The sequence below is a fragment of the Mesorhizobium sp. LMG17149 genome (genome assembly GCF_024518695.1).
GTDB lineage: Bacteria > Pseudomonadota > Alphaproteobacteria > Rhizobiales > Rhizobiaceae > Mesorhizobium.
On sequence record NZ_JANIFL010000007.1, the window covers coordinates 336,052 to 352,236 of the forward strand.

At 63.1% G+C, this 16,185-nt stretch carries 14 protein-coding genes; 10 read left to right on the plus strand and 4 right to left on the minus strand.

Annotated features, from left to right (window positions below; genetic code table 11):
* Positions 1 to 34 precede the first annotated feature (34 nt).
* From NP945_RS18885 to NP945_RS18910, 6 genes are all read left to right on the plus strand, one after another.
* Positions 35 to 1,282 carry an enolase C-terminal domain-like protein gene (locus NP945_RS18885; protein WP_256747202.1) on the plus strand — a complete coding sequence of 416 codons (1,248 nt, stop codon included), beginning with the start codon at positions 35 to 37 and terminating at the stop codon, positions 1,280 to 1,282.
* Between the two features lie 62 nt (positions 1,283 to 1,344).
* A complete protein-coding gene (locus NP945_RS18890) occupies positions 1,345 to 2,421 on the plus strand; it encodes an ABC transporter substrate-binding protein (RefSeq protein ID WP_128364341.1) in 1,077 nt (358 codons plus the stop codon).
* Between the two features lie 13 nt (positions 2,422 to 2,434).
* Positions 2,435 to 3,925: a sugar ABC transporter ATP-binding protein gene (locus NP945_RS18895; protein ID WP_256747203.1), complete on the plus strand. Its 1,491-nt coding sequence runs from the start codon at positions 2,435 to 2,437 to the stop codon at positions 3,923 to 3,925.
* Between the two features lie 97 nt (positions 3,926 to 4,022).
* Positions 4,023 to 4,892 carry an ABC transporter permease gene (locus NP945_RS18900; RefSeq protein WP_372337982.1) on the plus strand — a complete coding sequence of 290 codons (870 nt, stop codon included), beginning with the start codon at positions 4,023 to 4,025 and terminating at the stop codon, positions 4,890 to 4,892.
* Positions 4,889 to 5,827 (plus strand): ABC transporter permease, encoded by a 939-nt coding sequence (locus tag NP945_RS18905; protein WP_256747204.1) that lies wholly within the window; start codon positions 4,889 to 4,891, stop codon positions 5,825 to 5,827. Before NP945_RS18900 ends, NP945_RS18905 begins: the two co-directional genes overlap by 4 nt.
* Positions 5,824 to 6,528 carry a cyclase family protein gene (locus NP945_RS18910; RefSeq protein WP_256747205.1) on the plus strand — a complete coding sequence of 235 codons (705 nt, stop codon included), beginning with the start codon at positions 5,824 to 5,826 and terminating at the stop codon, positions 6,526 to 6,528. The genes NP945_RS18905 and NP945_RS18910 overlap by 4 nt, the downstream gene beginning before the upstream one ends.
* 7 nt (positions 6,529 to 6,535) lie before the next feature.
* Here NP945_RS18910 and NP945_RS18915 read toward each other — a convergent pair whose 3' ends face one another.
* Positions 6,536 to 7,552: a Zn-dependent oxidoreductase gene (locus NP945_RS18915; RefSeq protein ID WP_256747206.1), complete on the minus strand. Its 1,017-nt coding sequence runs from the start codon at positions 7,550 to 7,552 to the stop codon at positions 6,536 to 6,538.
* 374 nt (positions 7,553 to 7,926) lie between these two features.
* Between NP945_RS18915 and NP945_RS18920 the strand changes: the two genes are divergently transcribed.
* On the plus strand, positions 7,927 to 9,366 hold the full coding sequence (locus NP945_RS18920) for a DHA2 family efflux MFS transporter permease subunit (protein WP_256747207.1): 1,440 nt from the start codon (positions 7,927 to 7,929) through the stop codon (positions 9,364 to 9,366).
* 107 nt (positions 9,367 to 9,473) lie between these two features.
* On the opposite strand, the gene NP945_RS18925 is transcribed toward NP945_RS18920, so the two are convergent.
* From NP945_RS18925 to NP945_RS18935, 3 genes are read right to left on the minus strand one after another with little or no spacing between them, the layout of a single operon-like run.
* Entirely contained in the window at positions 9,474 to 10,736 is a 1,263-nt protein-coding gene (locus NP945_RS18925) for a RhtX/FptX family siderophore transporter (RefSeq protein WP_256747208.1), read from the minus strand.
* Complete coding sequence (locus tag NP945_RS18930) at positions 10,733 to 11,113, minus strand: hypothetical protein (protein ID WP_127272286.1); 381 nt, start codon at positions 11,111 to 11,113, stop codon at positions 10,733 to 10,735. Before NP945_RS18930 ends, NP945_RS18925 begins: the two co-directional genes overlap by 4 nt.
* Before the next feature lies 1 nt (position 11,114).
* Positions 11,115 to 13,196, minus strand: coding sequence for a TonB-dependent receptor (locus NP945_RS18935; RefSeq protein ID WP_245466257.1), 2,082 nt, complete (start codon positions 13,194 to 13,196; stop codon positions 11,115 to 11,117).
* 356 nt (positions 13,197 to 13,552) lie between these two features.
* Between NP945_RS18935 and NP945_RS32010 the strand changes: the two genes are divergently transcribed.
* The 3 genes from NP945_RS32010 (at position 13,553) to NP945_RS18950 (ending at position 16,157) form a co-directional block, all read left to right on the plus strand.
* A complete protein-coding gene (locus NP945_RS32010) occupies positions 13,553 to 14,482 on the plus strand; it encodes an AraC family transcriptional regulator (protein ID WP_164748649.1) in 930 nt (309 codons plus the stop codon).
* A 149-nt stretch (positions 14,483 to 14,631) separates the two neighbouring features.
* Entirely contained in the window at positions 14,632 to 15,288 is a 657-nt protein-coding gene (locus NP945_RS18945; RefSeq protein ID WP_127266983.1) for a GntR family transcriptional regulator, read from the plus strand.
* Between the two features lie 80 nt (positions 15,289 to 15,368).
* Positions 15,369 to 16,157 carry a DeoR/GlpR family DNA-binding transcription regulator gene (locus tag NP945_RS18950; RefSeq protein WP_127266984.1) on the plus strand — a complete coding sequence of 263 codons (789 nt, stop codon included), beginning with the start codon at positions 15,369 to 15,371 and terminating at the stop codon, positions 16,155 to 16,157.
* Positions 16,158 to 16,185: the final 28 nt, after the last annotated feature.

Below are 16,185 nucleotides of genomic sequence, written 5' to 3' on the forward strand. Positions count from 1 at the left end.
TATGACGCCGGTAGGCCAGGGGAGAGGAGCCGGCATGAAGATCACGGACATCAAGGCGACCACCATCACCGTTCCGCTGGAAGCAGCATTGCGGCACAGCAACGGTACGCATTGGGGACGCTTTGTCCGCACCGTGGTCGAGGTCGAGACCGACGAAGGCATTGTTGGGCTCGGCGAGATGGGCGGCGGCGGCGCCGGCGCCGAACTCGCTTTCGCCGGGCTGAAATCCTACCTTGTCGGCCACGATCCCTTCGACCTCAACCGCATGCGCTACGCCATCTGCAATCCGACGGCGTCGCTCTACAACAATCGCACGCAGCTCCACGCAGCGCTGGAATTCGCCTGTCTCGACATTATCGGCAAGAAGCTCGGCGTGCCGGTCTCCCAACTGCTTGGCGGGCGTGTGCGCGACCGGATCGGCTTTGCTTCCTATCTGTTCTTTCGCTATGCCGACCGCCGCAGCGGCAAGGGCGAGGTCCGCACCATCGATCAATTGCTCGAACATGCCCGCGCGCTCAAGGCCGAGCATGGTTTTCACGCCCACAAGCTCAAGGCCGGCGTGTTTCACCCCGACTACGAGTTGGAATGTTTCAGGGCGCTCGCCGCCGAATTTCCTGCCGACACGCTGCGCTATGATCCGAACGCAGCCCTGTCGGTCGAAGAGGCGCTGCGTTTCGGCCAGGCCATCTCCGATCTCAGGAACGACTATTTCGAGGACCCGACCTGGGGCCTTGCCGGCATGCGCCGCTTGCGCGAGAAGCTCTCCATCCCGCTGGCCACCAACACCATCGTCATCGATTTCGAACAGCTCGCCACCAATGTGCGCGATCCTGCGGTCGACGTGATCCTGCTCGACACCACCTTCTGGGGCGGCATCCGCGCCTGCGTGCGCGCGGCGCAGATCTGCGACACGTTCGGCCTCGGCATTGCCGTGCATTCCTCTGGCGAACTCGGCATCCAGCTCGCCACCATGCTGCATCTTGGCGCTGTGCTGCCCAACCTGGTCTTCACCGCCGACGCGCATTATCACCACCTTGCCGACGACATCATCGTCGGCGGCAAGATGCGCTACGAGAATGGTGCGATCGCGGTGCCGGAGGCACCGGGCCTCGGTGTCGAGCTCGATCGCGACAAACTCGCCACCTATGCCGAGCTCTATCGCTCGCTGGGCGGCTATGCCTACGACCGCGATCCCGGCCGTCCGGGCTGGTATCCGCTGCTGCCCAACACGAATTTCGCCGACCATTTGAATGATGCCGTGCCCGATCTCGGGCTGGGCTGACATTTTTCGTTCGAAAGGATCGGCGGGAGGACGCTATGACTTTCAACCGGAGGAGAACAACAATGAGCAGGACCACAGCCTTATTCCTTGCAGCCATGCTCGGCTGCACCAGCTTTGCAACGCTGGACGCGCGCGCCGATGACGGCGTCGCCAAGGGCGACACTTCGGCCAAGAAGATCGCCTTCAGCAATTCCTACGCCGGCAATTCCTTCCGCCAGGTGATGATAAAGAGCTTCGAGGAAATGGGCGCCAAGGCCGTGGCCGACAAGCAGGTCGCCGCAACAGCCGTCGTCAGCTCGAACAATTCGGTGACCGAACAGGCCAGCCAGATCGAGAACCTGATCCTGCAGGGCTACGACGCGATCATCGTCCTTGCCGGCTCCGACACCGCACTCAACGGCGCCATCAAGGATGCCTGCAATGCCGGTATCACGGTCGTTGCCTTCGCCAGCGGCGTCACCGAGCCTTGCGCCTATGTCGTCGACTACAACCTTGACTCCTATGCCAAGGCAGAACTGGATTTCATCTCCAGCAAGCTCGGCGACAAACCGGCCAACATCCTCGAGATCCGCGGTATGGCCGGCGACGGTTTCGACAAGCGCCTGCATGAGGGCGTCGAGAAGGCGATGAAGGCGCACGCCAGCTACAAGGCTGTCGGCGAGGTCTATGGCCAGTGGACGGCGACCGTGGCACAAAAGGAAGTGTCGGGCATCCTGCCGTCGCTGCCTCAGGTCGATGCGGTGCTGACGCAGGGCGGCGACGGCTATGGCGCGGCGCAGGCATTCAAGGCCGCCAACCGGCCGCTGCCGATCATCATCATGGGCAACCGCCAGGACGAATTGGCGCTGTGGAAGCAGGAGCATGATGCCGGCGGCTACGAAACTTTCTCGCTGGGCGCCACGCCCAGCGTCTCGCAGGTCGCGTTCTGGGTCGCGCAGCAGATCCTGGCCGGCAAGCAGGTGCCGAAATTCGTCGAGGTGCCGCTCCTGCAGATCAATCAGCCTGACCTCGACGCCTGGCTGAAGACGGTTCCCGCAGGCGGCGTTGTCAATGCCGAATATCCGCAGGAGCTGGTGGCCAAGATCATCGACGCCAACGTAAAGAAAGAACCTCTGCCCGGCGTACCCGCGCCGAAATGAGCAGCATGGCCGAATGATGAACGATCCCACGTCGCCCAAAAAGGACGCAGCAGAGAGAGGCGATGCTGACAGCCCTCTTGTCGAGGTAGGCAATGTCCGCAAGAGCTATGATGCCGTGCATGCCTTGGGCGGCGTGGATTTTCATCTGAACCCCGGCGAGGTCGTTGGCCTGGTCGGTCACAACGGCGCCGGCAAGTCGACGCTGATGAACGTGCTGGCCGGCACCATCGAGCGCAGCAGCGGCAGCTTTCGCGTCGGCGGACGTGAGATCGGTGCCTGGAGTGCGGCCAGTGCCCAGCAGGCCGGTCTGCGCTGTATCTTTCAGGAACTGTCGCTCTGCGCCAATTTGACGTCGGCGGAAAACACCCGCATCGTGCACAGGTCCTTGCGTGGGTTGGGCTGGCGGCGGCGCGCGCGCCAGGTAATCGGTCCGGTGCTGGACGAGATCTTCCCTGGCCACGGAATCGACCTCGACAGGAAGGTCGCCGACCTGCCGATCGGCGAGCGACAGATGGTCGAGATCGCTCGCGCCTTCACGCAGACCAGCATCAAATTGCGCGCCGTCATTCTCGATGAGCCAACCTCGGCGCTCGGCCATGAGGCGACGGAGCAACTGCTCACCCACATTCGTCGTGCCGCCGGACGTGGTATCGCCTGCATCCTGATCACCCATCGACTGAACGAGATCCTCGCCGTCTGCGACCGCACCGTCGTCATGGTCGACGGCAAGGTCGTCGCCGAGCGGGCGACCGCCGGCCTGTCGCGCGCCGCGCTTGTCGAATTGATGGGCAGCATCGAGCGGCCCCGCGACCGCTCCGCAGGCAAGGCGTCGTCGGTGCAAGCTCCGGTTATCCGGCATGCCGGCCGCGACACCGCTGATCTGACCATCGAAGTCGGCAAGGGCGAGATCATCGGTTTCGCCGGGCTCGACGGCCACGGCCAGCGCGAGCGGCTGCGCGCGATGTTCTATGCCGCGCGCCGGCAGCGCGAGGCCTTGCCGGGTGCCTATGTTGCCGGCGACCGCGGCTCTGAAGGCGTGTTCTCACTGTGGTCTATCGCCGACAATCTGACCATCCGCAGCCTGAATGCGCTGACGCGGGGCGGCATGATTTCAGGCGCCGCCGCTCGCAAGCTGGCCGAGACCTGGTCGGAGCGGCTCAAGGTAAAGGCGCCTTCGATCGACACGCCGATCATGTCGCTGTCCGGCGGCAACCAGCAGAAGGTGCTGTTCGCTCGTGCGCTGGCGTCGGACGCCGAGGTGATCTTCCTCGACGATCCGATGCGCGGCGTCGATGTCGGCACCAAGCAGGAGGTCTACCGGCTGATCCGCGCGGAGGCCGAGAACGGACGCGCCTTCGTCTGGTACACAACCGAACTCGAAGAGCTGACCAATTGCGAGCGCATCTATGTCTTCCGCGAGGGCCGCGCCGCGACCAGGCTGGAAGGCGAGGCCATCGAGACCGGCCGTATCCTGCAGGCGTCGTTCGGAGGCGAGCATGTCTGACGCGGCTGCCCGTGTTCCCGCCCGTTCCTCTTCCAATGCGCGCCCGGCCTTGCTCAATGCCTTGCAGGTCGGCCTGCCGGCGATCGCGCTGCTGGTTATGCTGGCCATCATCTTCAGCATCCGCCCGGCGGCGATGAGCTATTTCGGCTTCCATCTGCTGTTCAAGCTCTCGGTGCCGCTGGTCTTTGCCGCGCTGGCGCAGATGATGGTGATCATGCTGGGCGACATCGACCTGTCGAACGGCGCCTTTGTCGGGCTGATCACCTGCGTCACGGCGCTCTATCTCGGGGACGCGCCGGCAATCGCGGCGCTGTGCTACATCGTCCTGATCGCCGCCTATGCCGGTTTCGGCCTGCTTATTCATGCCCGGCAATTGCCCTCGATCATCGTGACGCTGGGCATGTCCTTCATCTGGCTCGGCATCGCCGTCATCCTGCTGCCGGCACCGGGTGGCTCGGCACCCGCATGGCTTGCCGCCTTCATGAGCTGGCAGCCGCCTTTGATGCCGCTGTCGATCTGGCTGGCGGCACTGGCGGCGCTCGCCGGCCATCTCGTCATCTCACGCTCCTCCTATGGCGTGGTGCTGCGCGGCGCAGGCGGCAATCCGCGCGCCGTCGAGCGTGCCGGCTGGTCCGTTATCGGCATCCGGGTCGCGGTCTATGCGGTCGCCGGCCTGCTCGCCTGTCTGGCCGGGCTGACACTGACCGGCCTCACCACATCGGGCGACGCCAATGTCGCGCCGGCCTATACGCTGCTCGGCGTTGGCGCGGTGATCCTCGGCGGCGGCGCCTTTACCGGCGGCGTCGTCTCGCCGGTCGGCACGGTGATCGGCGCTCTGACGCTGTCGCTCGCGGGCTCGCTTCTGTCTTTCCTGCAGGTGCCGCCGACATGGCAGATCGGCGCCCAGGGCGTCATCCTGTTTCTCGTGCTGGCCGGGCGCGTGCTTTTGTCGGAGCGGACGCGATGACCCGGAGATTGAGCCTCGCGCCGTGGACCTACGGCTTCATCGTGGCGCTCGCAATGTGGCTGGCCACGACAGCCTACTCGGGCATCGGCAGTGCCGGCGCCACGCTGTCGGGCGCGCTCGCCTTCGGTGCCTTCAGCGTGGTGGTGGGAACCGGGCAGATGTTCGTGGTCGCTTCCGGGCCGGGCAATATCGACCTGTCCGTGCCATCCGTGCTGACGCTGGCCGCCTATGTGTCGATGACGGTGATGCAAGGGTCCGACGGCATGCTGCTGCCTGGCCTGCTTGCAGCACTTGCCGTCGGCGCTGTCGCGGGTGCCGCGAACTTCCTTGCCATCGTCGCGCTCAGGCTGCCGCCGATCATCGCCACGCTCGCCTGGAGCTTCGTCTTCCAGTCGCTTGCCTTCAATCTCGGCGGCCAGGCGACGCTGAAGCCGCCGGCAGGCCTTTCCCGGTTCACCTCGATGAACCTTGGCGGCGTGCAATTCATGCCGATCGCGGTGATGCTGCTGACGCTGGCCGCCATGATCGCTCTCAAACGCACGGTCTGGGGCCGGCAAGTGCTAGCCACCGGCCAGAGCGAACCGGCGGCGCGGCTTGCCGGCATCAACGTCGCACGGGTGCGGTTGATTGCCTATATGCTGTGCGGCACGGCGGCGGCGCTCGCCGGCTTCCTGCTTGCCGGCTTCAGCGGCGGGGCAGCACTCAACATGGGTGACGCCTATCTGATGGAATCGATCGCCGTGGTGGTGCTTGGCGGCACCAGCGTCGCTGGTGGGCAGGCCAACGCGGTCGGCATATGGGGGGCTGCGTTGTTCTTCAACCTGATGTCCACCATGCTCAACACCTTTGGCATCCAGGCAGGCGTGCGCTTCCTTTTGACCGGCGTGCTGATCATCCTGATCGTCGCTCTCGTGCCGAGGCCTCGCGTCAGATGACATCCGCCACTGACACGCTCGCCAAGCTGTTCGAAATAGAGGCGGTTTCCTTCGTCGATCTGACGCATCCGATGAAGCCCGGCATGCCGGTGTGGCCGACGCACCCGCATTATTGCCAGGAGATGGTGGAATCCTATGACCGCGGCGACGTCGCCTGTAACCATGCGTTGGCCATGAGCGAGCACACCGGCACGCATTTCGATGCGCCGGTCCATTTCATCCGCGGCGGTGCTGCCATCTCCGGCATTCCGGTCGAGCGTTTCTTCGGCCGCATGGTGACGATCGATGCGCGTGGCTGTCGTCCCCGGCAGGCGGTCGAGCCGGATGCTATCTTCGCTTTCGAGGCCGAACAGGGCCGCGTACGGCAGGGCGACGCCGTGTTCTTCCATTTCGGCTGGGACCGGTTCTGGGCCGATCCGGCCACGTTTCTCGCCGACTGGCCCGGCCTGTCGCGGCAAGCAAGCGAATTGCTGGTCGAGCGCGGTGCGCGCATCGTCGGCTCGGACTGCCTGTCGATCGATTGTTTCGGTAGCGAGGATTTCCCGGCGCACAACACGTTGCTTTCAGCCGGCATCCTGATCGGCGAGAATTTCGCACGGCTTGGTGACTTGCCGCCTCGGTGCTTCCTGATCAGCTTGCCGCTGGCGATCGAAGGCGGTACCGGATCACCGCTGCGCGCCGTCGCGCTGGTCGAGGGCTAATTCCGGCTTACGAGAAGTCCAGCTGAACCTTGAGCGTTCGCTCCGGTTCCTTCTCGATCAAGTCGAAGGCTGCGCGTGCATCGGCCGCCGCGAACACCTGCGTGATCATGCCTTGCGGATCGAGCCGCTTGTCGGCCAGCCATTCGACGACGCGCGGCAACAGCCGGCGGTTCAGGCGCGAGCCGACGATGGTCAGTTCCTTGCGCACCACTTCCTGCTGGCTGAGGTTGGATGGGGCGTCCGAAAAGCCGAGCAGGCCGATGCGGCCCGCCGGGCTGGCCAGCCGGCAAGCCTCGTCGAGAAGTGCGGGAATGCCGGCGCCGTCAATGACCAGCGTCGGGCCAAGACCGTCATTTTCACCGCGCACCGCGGCCGGCACGGGATCGCGCACGGAGTGGATCACCCTGTCGGCACCGAAGCGGAGCGCTCGCTCCAGGCGGGCTTCGTCGATATCGGCAACGATGCAGCGTGCGCCCTTGAGCTTGGCGACCTGCAGGACAGTGACGCCGACCGTGCCGGCGCCATAGATCAGCACCGTGTCCTCGGGTCCGCAACCGGTACGATCGAGCACATTGGCGGCGATGGAAAACGGCTCGGCCAGTGCCGCCAGCCCAAACGGCATATCCCTTGGAACCGGTATGACATTTGCCGCCGGCACCGCGACGAAGGCGCGAAAACCGCCGTCGCGGTGAACGCCCATCACTTCGAGGTTGGCGCAGACGTTGGAGCGGCCGACCCGGCAGGGATAGCAGTGGCCGCACGACACCACGGGATCGACCACCACACGGTCTCCCGTCGCAATGCCGGTCACATTGCGTCCGAGCGCTGTTACGGTGCCGGCGAATTCATGGCCGATGATACGTGGATAGACGGCGAACGGATTGGAGCCATGCAGGATGTGAATGTCGGAGCCGCAGATGCCGGCACGGCTGACATGAACGACGACTTCGCCTGCCCCGGGCTGGGGTATCGTGCCCTGCCGGACTTCCAGCGACTGCGGCGCGCGAACGAGAACTTCAAGCATGGCCTCACCACTTGTATACTAGTCGACAAGTGGCTCAATCTCGCTGCTTCGTCAAGCGCTCATGGCTGCTGTTAGACAGCCTCTTACCCGACACGTTGCGACACGAAATCGGAACTGGCGTTCACTGAAACGCAAATGCCCTGGCGTCCGCAGTTTGGACGCTCAAATGCGCTGTCTTGCCGGTCTCCTCTCGAAGGGGGGCAGTCAAAATTTGTTGACTTCCATCAAGGAGGAAATGACTACCGCTTGCCTATCCGTCGGACCATAAGACAGGCTGTGCGATCGGGGCCTCGGCCGGCTTGCCGCACGGAAGGCGACCTTGCCTTTGAACGCGGACGCGCCATCTGGAATGGGGCAGCCGCCTGCATGACGGAATGGCAACAGCATTGGAACAGCCTCAATTTGCCACCGAGCGCGATCCGAGGCTGAGACTGATTATTCCAATCATCGTCGCCATCGCCTTTCTGATGGAGCAGCTCGATTCCACCATCATCACCACCGCGATCCCTGCCATCGCGCGCAGCCTCGACACGACGCCGGTCAGGCTGAACCTGGCGATCACCACCTACATCCTGACGCTGGCCGTATTCATTCCCGTCAGCGGCTGGTTCGCCGACAGGTTCGGCGCACGAAAAGTGTTCGCGCTGGCGCTTTTCACCTTCACCCTCGGCTCGGCCCTGTGCGGCATGGCCAACAGTTTCGGCATGCTTTTGGCGATGCGCGCCCTGCAGGGGCTGGGCGGCGCCATGATGACGCCGGTCGGGCGGCTGATCCTGCTGCGCAGCTTTCCGCGCAGCGGGCTTATCACCGCCATGACCTACACGACCTTGCCCGCCATCATGGGGCCGGTGATCGGGCCGCTGCTCGGCGGCCTGTTGACCACTTACGCGTCGTGGCGCTGGATATTCTATGTCAACGTGCCATTCGGTTGTCTCGGCATTCTGGCGGCGCTGCGCTTCGTCGACGATTTCCGCGAGGAGGCGGTGCAGCGCTTCGACTTCGCCGGGTTCCTGATGGTGGGATGCGGAGTCGCGCTGCTGCAGTTCGGGCTGGAAAGCATCGGGAGGCCGATCATCTCCGTTTCGGCGACAGCGTTGGTGTTGGCCGCGGCGATCCTGCTGCTGCTCGCCTTCGGGTGCTATGCGCGCCGCGTCGTTGCACCGGCAGTCGATCTGACACTGTTTCGATTTCGCTCGTTCTGGGTCGGTACGCTCGCAGGCGGCCTGTGCCGCGTTGGCCTTAATGGCGTGCCTTTCCTGTTGCCGCTGATGCTGCAGGTCGGCTTTGGCATGAGCCCGGTCACCTCGGGCTCGCTGACATTCGTCGGCAGCTTCGGCGCCTTGCTCATTCGGCCGCTGCTGTCGCCGCTGTTGCGGCGCTTTGGCTTCAATGTCGTGCTCATCGGCAGCGCGGTGGTCGGCTCCGCCGCTGTCGGGGGCTTCGCTTTGATCGAAGCCGATACGCCGCACTGGATGATCGGCCTTTACGTCTTTGTCTTCGGGGTCATCCGGTCGGCGCAGTTCATGACCTCCAACACGCTGTCCTATGCCGACCTGCCGGACGACAAGCTCAGCCGCGCCACCAGTCTCGGCGGCGTCCTGCAGCAACTCAGCGTTTCCCTGGGCGTTTCGATCGCCGCCATGGTGCTGGGCCTTGTCGCAGGAGAAACCCACATCGTGACAGCGGAACGCTTCCACCAGGTGTTCCTGCTGACCGCGGTCATCCCGCTGCTGTCCGTCCCCGGCTTCCTGTACCTGCGTGCCGAGGACGGCGTGCAGGTCAGCGGCCATGTTCGACCACGAAATTCTCGTTGACGCCGCGCCTTCGGCTGTCCTGGAGACATCGAGCCCGCCTGTCTGCCTGGCTGCCACCAATCGGCCCGGACCAGCTCGTGGCGCTCGATGTCTTCCATGCTGGAATTTCAGGCGAAGTCCGCTCCCGCGCTTTTCTTCGAGAGCCGCGAAAGAAGGTGAACAGTCAGCACGACGGCCAGACCGGAGACGAGCGTCGAGAGGGTGAAAAGTGCGCCATAGCCGATGCGGTCGGCGATCGCACCGGCCATCATCGAGCCGATCAGGTAGATGATGATCTGGGCGCAGGACAGAATGGTGAAGTCCGTTCCAGGCTGATCTTTCGATGACACCGCCATGAACAGGCTGTAGAGCGCCACAATCTCCATATAGCGGATCAAGGTCTGAAACCCCGCCGCTCCCAAAAGAGTCCATATGCCCGTGATTTCGCCGGCCGCATGCAGGGAAAACAACAGGAAGCAGATCGTGCGCAAGGCGCCGAGCAGCAGCAGCGTTCGGCCGGCGCCGGAACGTCGAACAAGCATGGCCGCTATGAAGGATCCGGCAATGCCGGCCGTCGCCGCAGAAATACCGCTCAGATATCCGATCGCCGACAGCGGCAATCCGACGTCGACGAGATAGGATCCCTCCATGGATTTCACCAGCCCTTCGCTCGCCCGGTAGGTCAGTGCGATCATCAGGACGGTCACGGCTTCCGGGCGCTTGAGAAAGCTGGAGATCGAAGGTTTCGCCCGCGGTTCGGCGTTTTTTGTAGCGGTGTCCTCCGGCATAAAGGCGATCGCAATCAATGGCAGGGCTGAGACCGCCGCGATCGTCAGCACCATCGCCTGCCAGCCGACCCAGCCATAGAGAAGCAGGGAAACGGTGCCGCCGACGATGACGCTGAGTGCGACCGCTCCGCCCTGGATTGCGTTTCCAACGGCGCGATCCTCTTGCCTCAGGGCTAGCGTGGCATAGCCGTCGGTTGCAATGTCCTGCGTCGAGGTCAGCACCGCGATCGCGAAACCTATTGCGAATATGGCTTTCAGATTGGTCGGTTCCACAAGGGCGAGTGCCGCAATGGCGATCACAGTCCCGATCTGCGTGGGAAGAATCCATCCGCGGCGGTGCCCGATCGCCATCGGCCTGATCCGATCGACGAGCGGTGCCCAGAGGAATTTCACCGTCAGCGGGATCATCAGGACGGCAAGCATGCCGATGGCCGTTCTCGACACGCCAAGCTCGCGCATGATCGGCGGCACCGCGGCGACCAGGAGATAACCCGGAATACCCTGGGCGAGGTAGAGACCCGCCAGCACGGCGAACAGCCGCAAACGCTGCCAATCCCGCCGCTCTGCCGGCCGGCTGATGGTCTCGGATGCGAGCCCGCTCATGGCCGAACTGCCTTGTCGAGATGTTTGGCGGCGAACTGCCGCGCTTCCTCTCTGTCGCTGGTGACGTGGACCGGAATAGCCCAGAGCCGCTCGAACGATTGCCGCGATCGTGGGTTGGGATTGTCACGCACCAGTGCCAAGGCCCGGCATGCGCTGGAGATGCGCTGCCGCGTGGCCTTGGCCCATGCGGCCTGACGGACTTCCCCCTCTCGGGAGAGATGAGTGCTGCCGGCAATATCCACCACGATGGCATAGGGTCCATCGAGGTTGCCGATCCGGTCGAGCGCCTCGAGGTAGTCGGCCTCGTCGGTTGCCGCGTGCGGAGGGTAGAGGCGCAGGTCGACGATGCCGTCCTTGTGCATCTCGAAACGAACCATCTCAGAAGGTGACCTTGTAGCCGAGCGATACCGTGCGGCCGAAACCATTGACGACATTGTTGCGCGTGGCGCTAGCTGTCGGATTCATGTAGTTGGTGTCGAAGACGTTCTCGACGCCGACACTGAGATCGCCCTTGCCGACCTTGTGGCTCGCAAGGATATTTACCAGTGCCGCGCCCTTGATCTCGGGTACGGTCGTTATCTTGTCCCGGCTGGTGAAGAACTGGACCTCGCTGCGAAGATTGAGGCCGTTGTCGAAGACATAGGTCCCGTAGACCGTGCCGTGCACCGGGGTCGCTATCCTGTTGTTCGGCAGCCACGCATCGATATTGCCATCGCCGTCATTGTCGTAGCGCCCCTCGGTATAGCCAAGGAGGCCACCGACGGTGAGGTTGCCGGTCAGGTTCCACCATGCGGTGACTTCGACGCCCCAGATTTCCTCCTTCTGCTGCGACACGCGGTTGGAGGCGATGTCGTAGTTCACGCCTTGGTCGGAGGTGGACAAAAAGGCCGACAGCGAGCCGCCATAGTCGACATCGCCGCCGCGAATGCCGATCTCGTAATTGTTGACGACCTGAGGGCTGGGAGCGATGTCAGCGTAGCTGACCGTATAGTCGGGTGCGCCTGCGCCGGGACATGCCAGCGCCCCGTAGGCGTCGCACAGTTCGGCACTGCTGTTGGCGCCGGCTCGCCGCGTGAAGCTGCCGATGTCGGTCAGCGAGAACCCCTGCGAGAAGCCACCGTAAAGCTGGACATCGGGCGTGAGATCGAATGTGCCGCCGACATTGAAAGTCAGATTGTCGTAGTCAAAGGACCCGCCGATGACGTTGATCGCCGGATATGGCCGGTTGATGTAAAAGATGGCTGGGCGGTTGAAATCCTCGATGTCGAGGAAGTAGCGTTCGTAGCGCAATCCACCTTGCAGGCGCAGCCGGTCGGTCACAGGGACCTGCAACTGGGCAAAGCCGGCGACCGAGTTCTGCTTCATCGGACTGATGACGTCCCAGCCGTTCTCGAGTTTCTGGAAGGTCTTGTCGTGGATGAAGTCCAGGCCCCAGGTCAGCGTCGACCCCTCCAGCAGCATGTCGAGAGGGGTCTCGACCGTAGCGGTGACGCCGGCGCGCTTGCTGAAGAGCGTGGTCTGGGCAAAGCTGGCCTGCGGGTTGAGCGGGTTGCCCGAATAGTAGACCTGATTGTTCACGAAGCGATCGAAGCGGGTGAAGGGAAAGCGCTTCTCCATATCGTTGTAGAACGACTTCACTTCGAGCGATCCCAAGGCGAAGGCGGTGTCGGTATAGCGCGCGGTGAAATATTTTGAATTCTCTTCCACGGATTCGCCCGTATACGGCGCCGTGTAGTCGGGCGCCGCTGGAGTGGCCTGGAAATTGGAAAACCAATCCGGATTCTGTTCCATGCGGACCAGTTCGCCGGAGACCTCGAAACGACGGGCCCCGTCCTCATATCCCAGTCTTGCATAGAGGTTGCCGAAGTCGGTGCGATCGCCCCCGCCTTGGCCGAGCATGGCGTCGGACGGCAGTTCGCGACCGTCTCCGTCATAGGTCCGGCGCGTCCGCTGGCCGCTGGCCGAGAACATGTAGTCGAATTTGCCGATCTTCTGCGTCGCCGAAACCGAAACTTCCGGCGCCAGGGACTTGCCGGGATTTGCAGTGAACGCCTTCACCTTGGTCTCGACGGTGACGGTTGGTCTTTCGGTCGCGTCCCGCCTGGTGATGAAATTGATGGTGCCGCCGGTCGCGCCGGAGCCGTAAAGGCTGCTTGCCCCGTTGACCACCTCAATGCGCTCGACTTTGCCGAGATCGATAAGCGAAAGCGTTCGTGAAACGTCACGCAACGGGGTGTTGCGGGGAATGCCGTCGACGAGAATCAGCACGCCGCGACCGCGAAAGCTTTCCGAGGCACCTGAAATCGTCTGGTTTGCGATCGAAAAACCGGGAACCAGCTTGGAAATCAGGGTCGCCGGGTCGCTCGTCAGCTTGAGCTGCTGTGCCAGCTCATCACCCTCGATGACCTGGACGGACCCGGGAATGCTGGAGATCGGCTGCTCCGTTCTGCTCGCCGTCACCAACACTGTTTCCAGCTGTATCGCGGGTGCCGAATCTCCAGTGTTCTGCGCCTGCACGGGCATGGTCGTGAAAGCAAGTGGCAGCAGTGCGAGGCAAGTTCCCGCGATCAGTTCCTTCCGCATAGTCGCACTCCAAATTGGCCCCTCGGGTGCCGCAAAGGCATTGAGGGCCACAAATCGCTGGCTCCCTTTTCCCGGATCGATTAAATATGTCTCAATTACTCATGTTATCGATCAGGGCGATGGCGCGCTTGGAGTGAAGCGAAGCCGGCACTGCTGAAAACGAACTCCGACGATCCGAATTGAAAATGTTGCAGTTATATCACAGGTCGACCAACCCCAGCGGGATCAGCCCGGTGAGCTTCGACATGTCGGGTCACGACGACGCGGAAGCCGAGCGGTTGTGCGCCGGCCATTTTTTAACGGTCATCGGGGAGGTCGCGATCGAAACAGGGCTGGGTGTCCTCTCCGCCGTGCGTGGCGTGACATGTGGCCTCGCCGATCTGAACGTCATGACGTGTTTCTTCCCGCCCTCGCCGTTACGGGTGCGGGGGATTGGAATGCCGGGTTCGGACAAGGTGCTCATGTTGCGAAGCATGGAAGGTCCGCTGGTCGTTGAGCAGGATGGACGGAAGATAGAAGCCGCGCTTGGAGATTTCCTCTTTGTATCCGGTGAGATGGCCTACGACTGGTATCTGCCGGAAGGGGGCAGGCTGGACTGCGGCAGCCTGCCCGGCGCCGCTTTCCGCGTTTCCGGCGAGACGCTTTCCAGGCTGATGCTGCGACCGATCCCGAGAACGTTTCCTCCGCTCCAGCTTCTGATCACCTACGGCGCTTATCTGTTGATGCGTGGCCCGCATTCTGCCAACGAGGCGGAGATGGCCAATGCCCATTTCAACGAAATACTTCCGCTCGTCGTCGCCTATCTGGAAACCCCATCAACGGTGGAACGTGACCGGCTGCACCCTGTTAAACGCTATATCGATGATCACCTGGGGGATGGCGATCTGAGCATTTCCGCTGTGGCCGCTGTCCTCGATGTTACACCACGATATGTCCAGAAGTTGTTTCAGCGCGAAGGGACGACATTTTCGAGATATCTTCTCGAACGGCGCCTGGCCGAGGCGCGCAAGCTGCTGTTGCGGGGAACGGGAACGCTTTCGATAGGCGCCACTGCCTATGAAGTCGGTTTCGGGGATATCTCCTACTTCAACCGCACCTTCCGAAAGCGTTATGGCGTGGCGCCTTCCAGCGTTCGGGATGAAGCGCGGCAGACCCTTGGTTGAGTGGCCAATAGCCCGGGCAGAGACCGTCGGAATAGTGCGGCGAACCCTTGGGGCGTTGCCGATACTGCGTATACGAGGATACCTACATCCGTTAAGCTGAGCGCCGCGTCAAACGGGAGCATCGATTGCAAGGATTTGCGGAAAGCGTGATGCAGGGGCCGCGAACCGTGGCCGAACAGGTCGCCAATGTCCTGCGCGAAGCGATTGCCGGTGGAACCATCAAGGCGGGCACTCCGCTGCGCCAGGACGAATTGGCCGAGCAGTTTGGCTTCAGCCGCATGCCAATTCGTGACGCCCTTCGCCAATTGGAAGCCGAAGGCATTGTTTCCATCCATCCGACAAAAGGCGCGCAGGTCGCCCGGATGGACGGCGCCGAGATCGGTGAAATCTACGCACTGCGCGAACTGCTTGAATGCGAGGCGGTGCGGCTTTCGCTTCCCAACCTCGCCGGCGCGAAGCTCGACGAGGCGGAACAGGTGCTCGACCAGATCGACGCGGAGCGCAATGTCGGCCGATGGGGTGCGCTGAACCGTGCCTTTCATCTGGCTCTCTACGACGCCTGCGGTAACCGTCGATTGCTCGGCCTGATCGAGGCGCACCACAATGCCGCAGATCGCTACGTCCGCATCCTCCTGTCGAACCTGGATTATCGCAGCCGCTCGCAGACGGAGCACCGCGACCTGCTGGCCGCCTGCAGGGCGCGCAAGGAGGACAAGGCCATAAGCATTCTGAGGCGGCATCTTCGCGAGGGAAGCGAGACGCTGGTCAGCGCGATCAGGGAAGATGGCCTGTCGCGAAAATCCTGACGGCGTGGCTTGAGCTCCGGTTGCCTCTGCGCGCGATCACTGCCACATATTGCAACATCGATACTCGATCCAGGATCATCATGTCCCCCGACAGCAGCCTGCCGGCGCGCGCCCTTGCTCCACGTCGCCACGAAGAGATCCTGCGGCGGCTGGGCGCTCACGGGTCTGTCAGTGTCGCCGAGCTGGCCGGGTTCTTCGATGTCTCACGCGAAACCATCCGCCGCGACCTGAAACTGCTGTCGGATAAAGGGCAGCTCGGCATCGTCCATGGCGGCGCTGCCCGTTTCGAGCCGAGCGAACCGGCAATGAGCCTGCGCAGCCAGGAGAATGCCCGGGGCAAGGCTGCGATCGGCAGGATAGCTGCCGGTCTTGTGAAGGACGGCATGGTGGTGTTCCTCGATTCCGGCACCACCACGCTGGCCGTCGCACAAGCCATGACCGACCTGCGCGATCTCACCATCTGCACGGCGAGCCTCCCGATCGCGCTTCTGCTGTGCCACGTCTCAGGCATGCGCGTGCATATGCTGGGTGGCGAAGTCGATCCCGGCGAAGAAGCAGCCTCCGGCATCGACATGCTCGAAGCCATGGCGCGCTTTCGCGTCGACATCGCCTTCCTCGGTGGTGGCGCGCTGTCGCCCGACGGCGAGGTGACCGATTTCACCCGCGCCGGCGCCGAACAGCGCAGCCGCATGATCGCGCTTGCCGCCAAAACCTACTTCGTTCTCGACAGCAGCAAGTTCGCAAAGCTGACGCCGCTCAGGATCCCGAATTTTCAGCACGCCGCCGGCGTGATCGTCGATGCGAAGCCGCAGGCCGACATCGCCGAAGCGCTTGCGCGCAAGGGGCCTGAGCTGATGGTTGCATCTTGATGTGATATTTTGTGGCATTTTGTGTTGA

Bases quoted from the DNA above. Each gene is read 5' to 3' on its own strand.
- NP945_RS18915 (WP_256747206.1), bottom strand. From the start codon at position 7,552: ATGCTTGAAGTTCTCGTTCGCGCGCCGCAGTCGCTGGAAGTCCGGCAG.
- NP945_RS18895 (WP_256747203.1), top strand. From the start codon at position 2,435: ATGATGAACGATCCCACGTCGCCCAAAAAGGACGCAGCAGAGAGAGGC.
- NP945_RS18930 (WP_127272286.1), bottom strand. From the start codon at position 11,113: ATGGTTCGTTTCGAGATGCACAAGGACGGCATCGTCGACCTGCGCCTC.
- NP945_RS18950 (WP_127266984.1), top strand. From the start codon at position 15,369: ATGTCCCCCGACAGCAGCCTGCCGGCGCGCGCCCTTGCTCCACGTCGC.
- NP945_RS18890 (WP_128364341.1), top strand. From the start codon at position 1,345: ATGAGCAGGACCACAGCCTTATTCCTTGCAGCCATGCTCGGCTGCACC.
- NP945_RS18945 (WP_127266983.1), top strand. From the start codon at position 14,632: ATGCAGGGGCCGCGAACCGTGGCCGAACAGGTCGCCAATGTCCTGCGC.
- NP945_RS18910 (WP_256747205.1), top strand. From the start codon at position 5,824: ATGACATCCGCCACTGACACGCTCGCCAAGCTGTTCGAAATAGAGGCG.
- NP945_RS18905 (WP_256747204.1), top strand. From the start codon at position 4,889: ATGACCCGGAGATTGAGCCTCGCGCCGTGGACCTACGGCTTCATCGTG.
- NP945_RS18900 (WP_372337982.1), top strand. From the start codon at position 4,023: ATGCTGGCCATCATCTTCAGCATCCGCCCGGCGGCGATGAGCTATTTC.
- NP945_RS18925 (WP_256747208.1), bottom strand. From the start codon at position 10,736: ATGAGCGGGCTCGCATCCGAGACCATCAGCCGGCCGGCAGAGCGGCGG.
- NP945_RS18885 (WP_256747202.1), top strand. From the start codon at position 35: ATGAAGATCACGGACATCAAGGCGACCACCATCACCGTTCCGCTGGAA.
- NP945_RS18920 (WP_256747207.1), top strand. From the start codon at position 7,927: ATGGCAACAGCATTGGAACAGCCTCAATTTGCCACCGAGCGCGATCCG.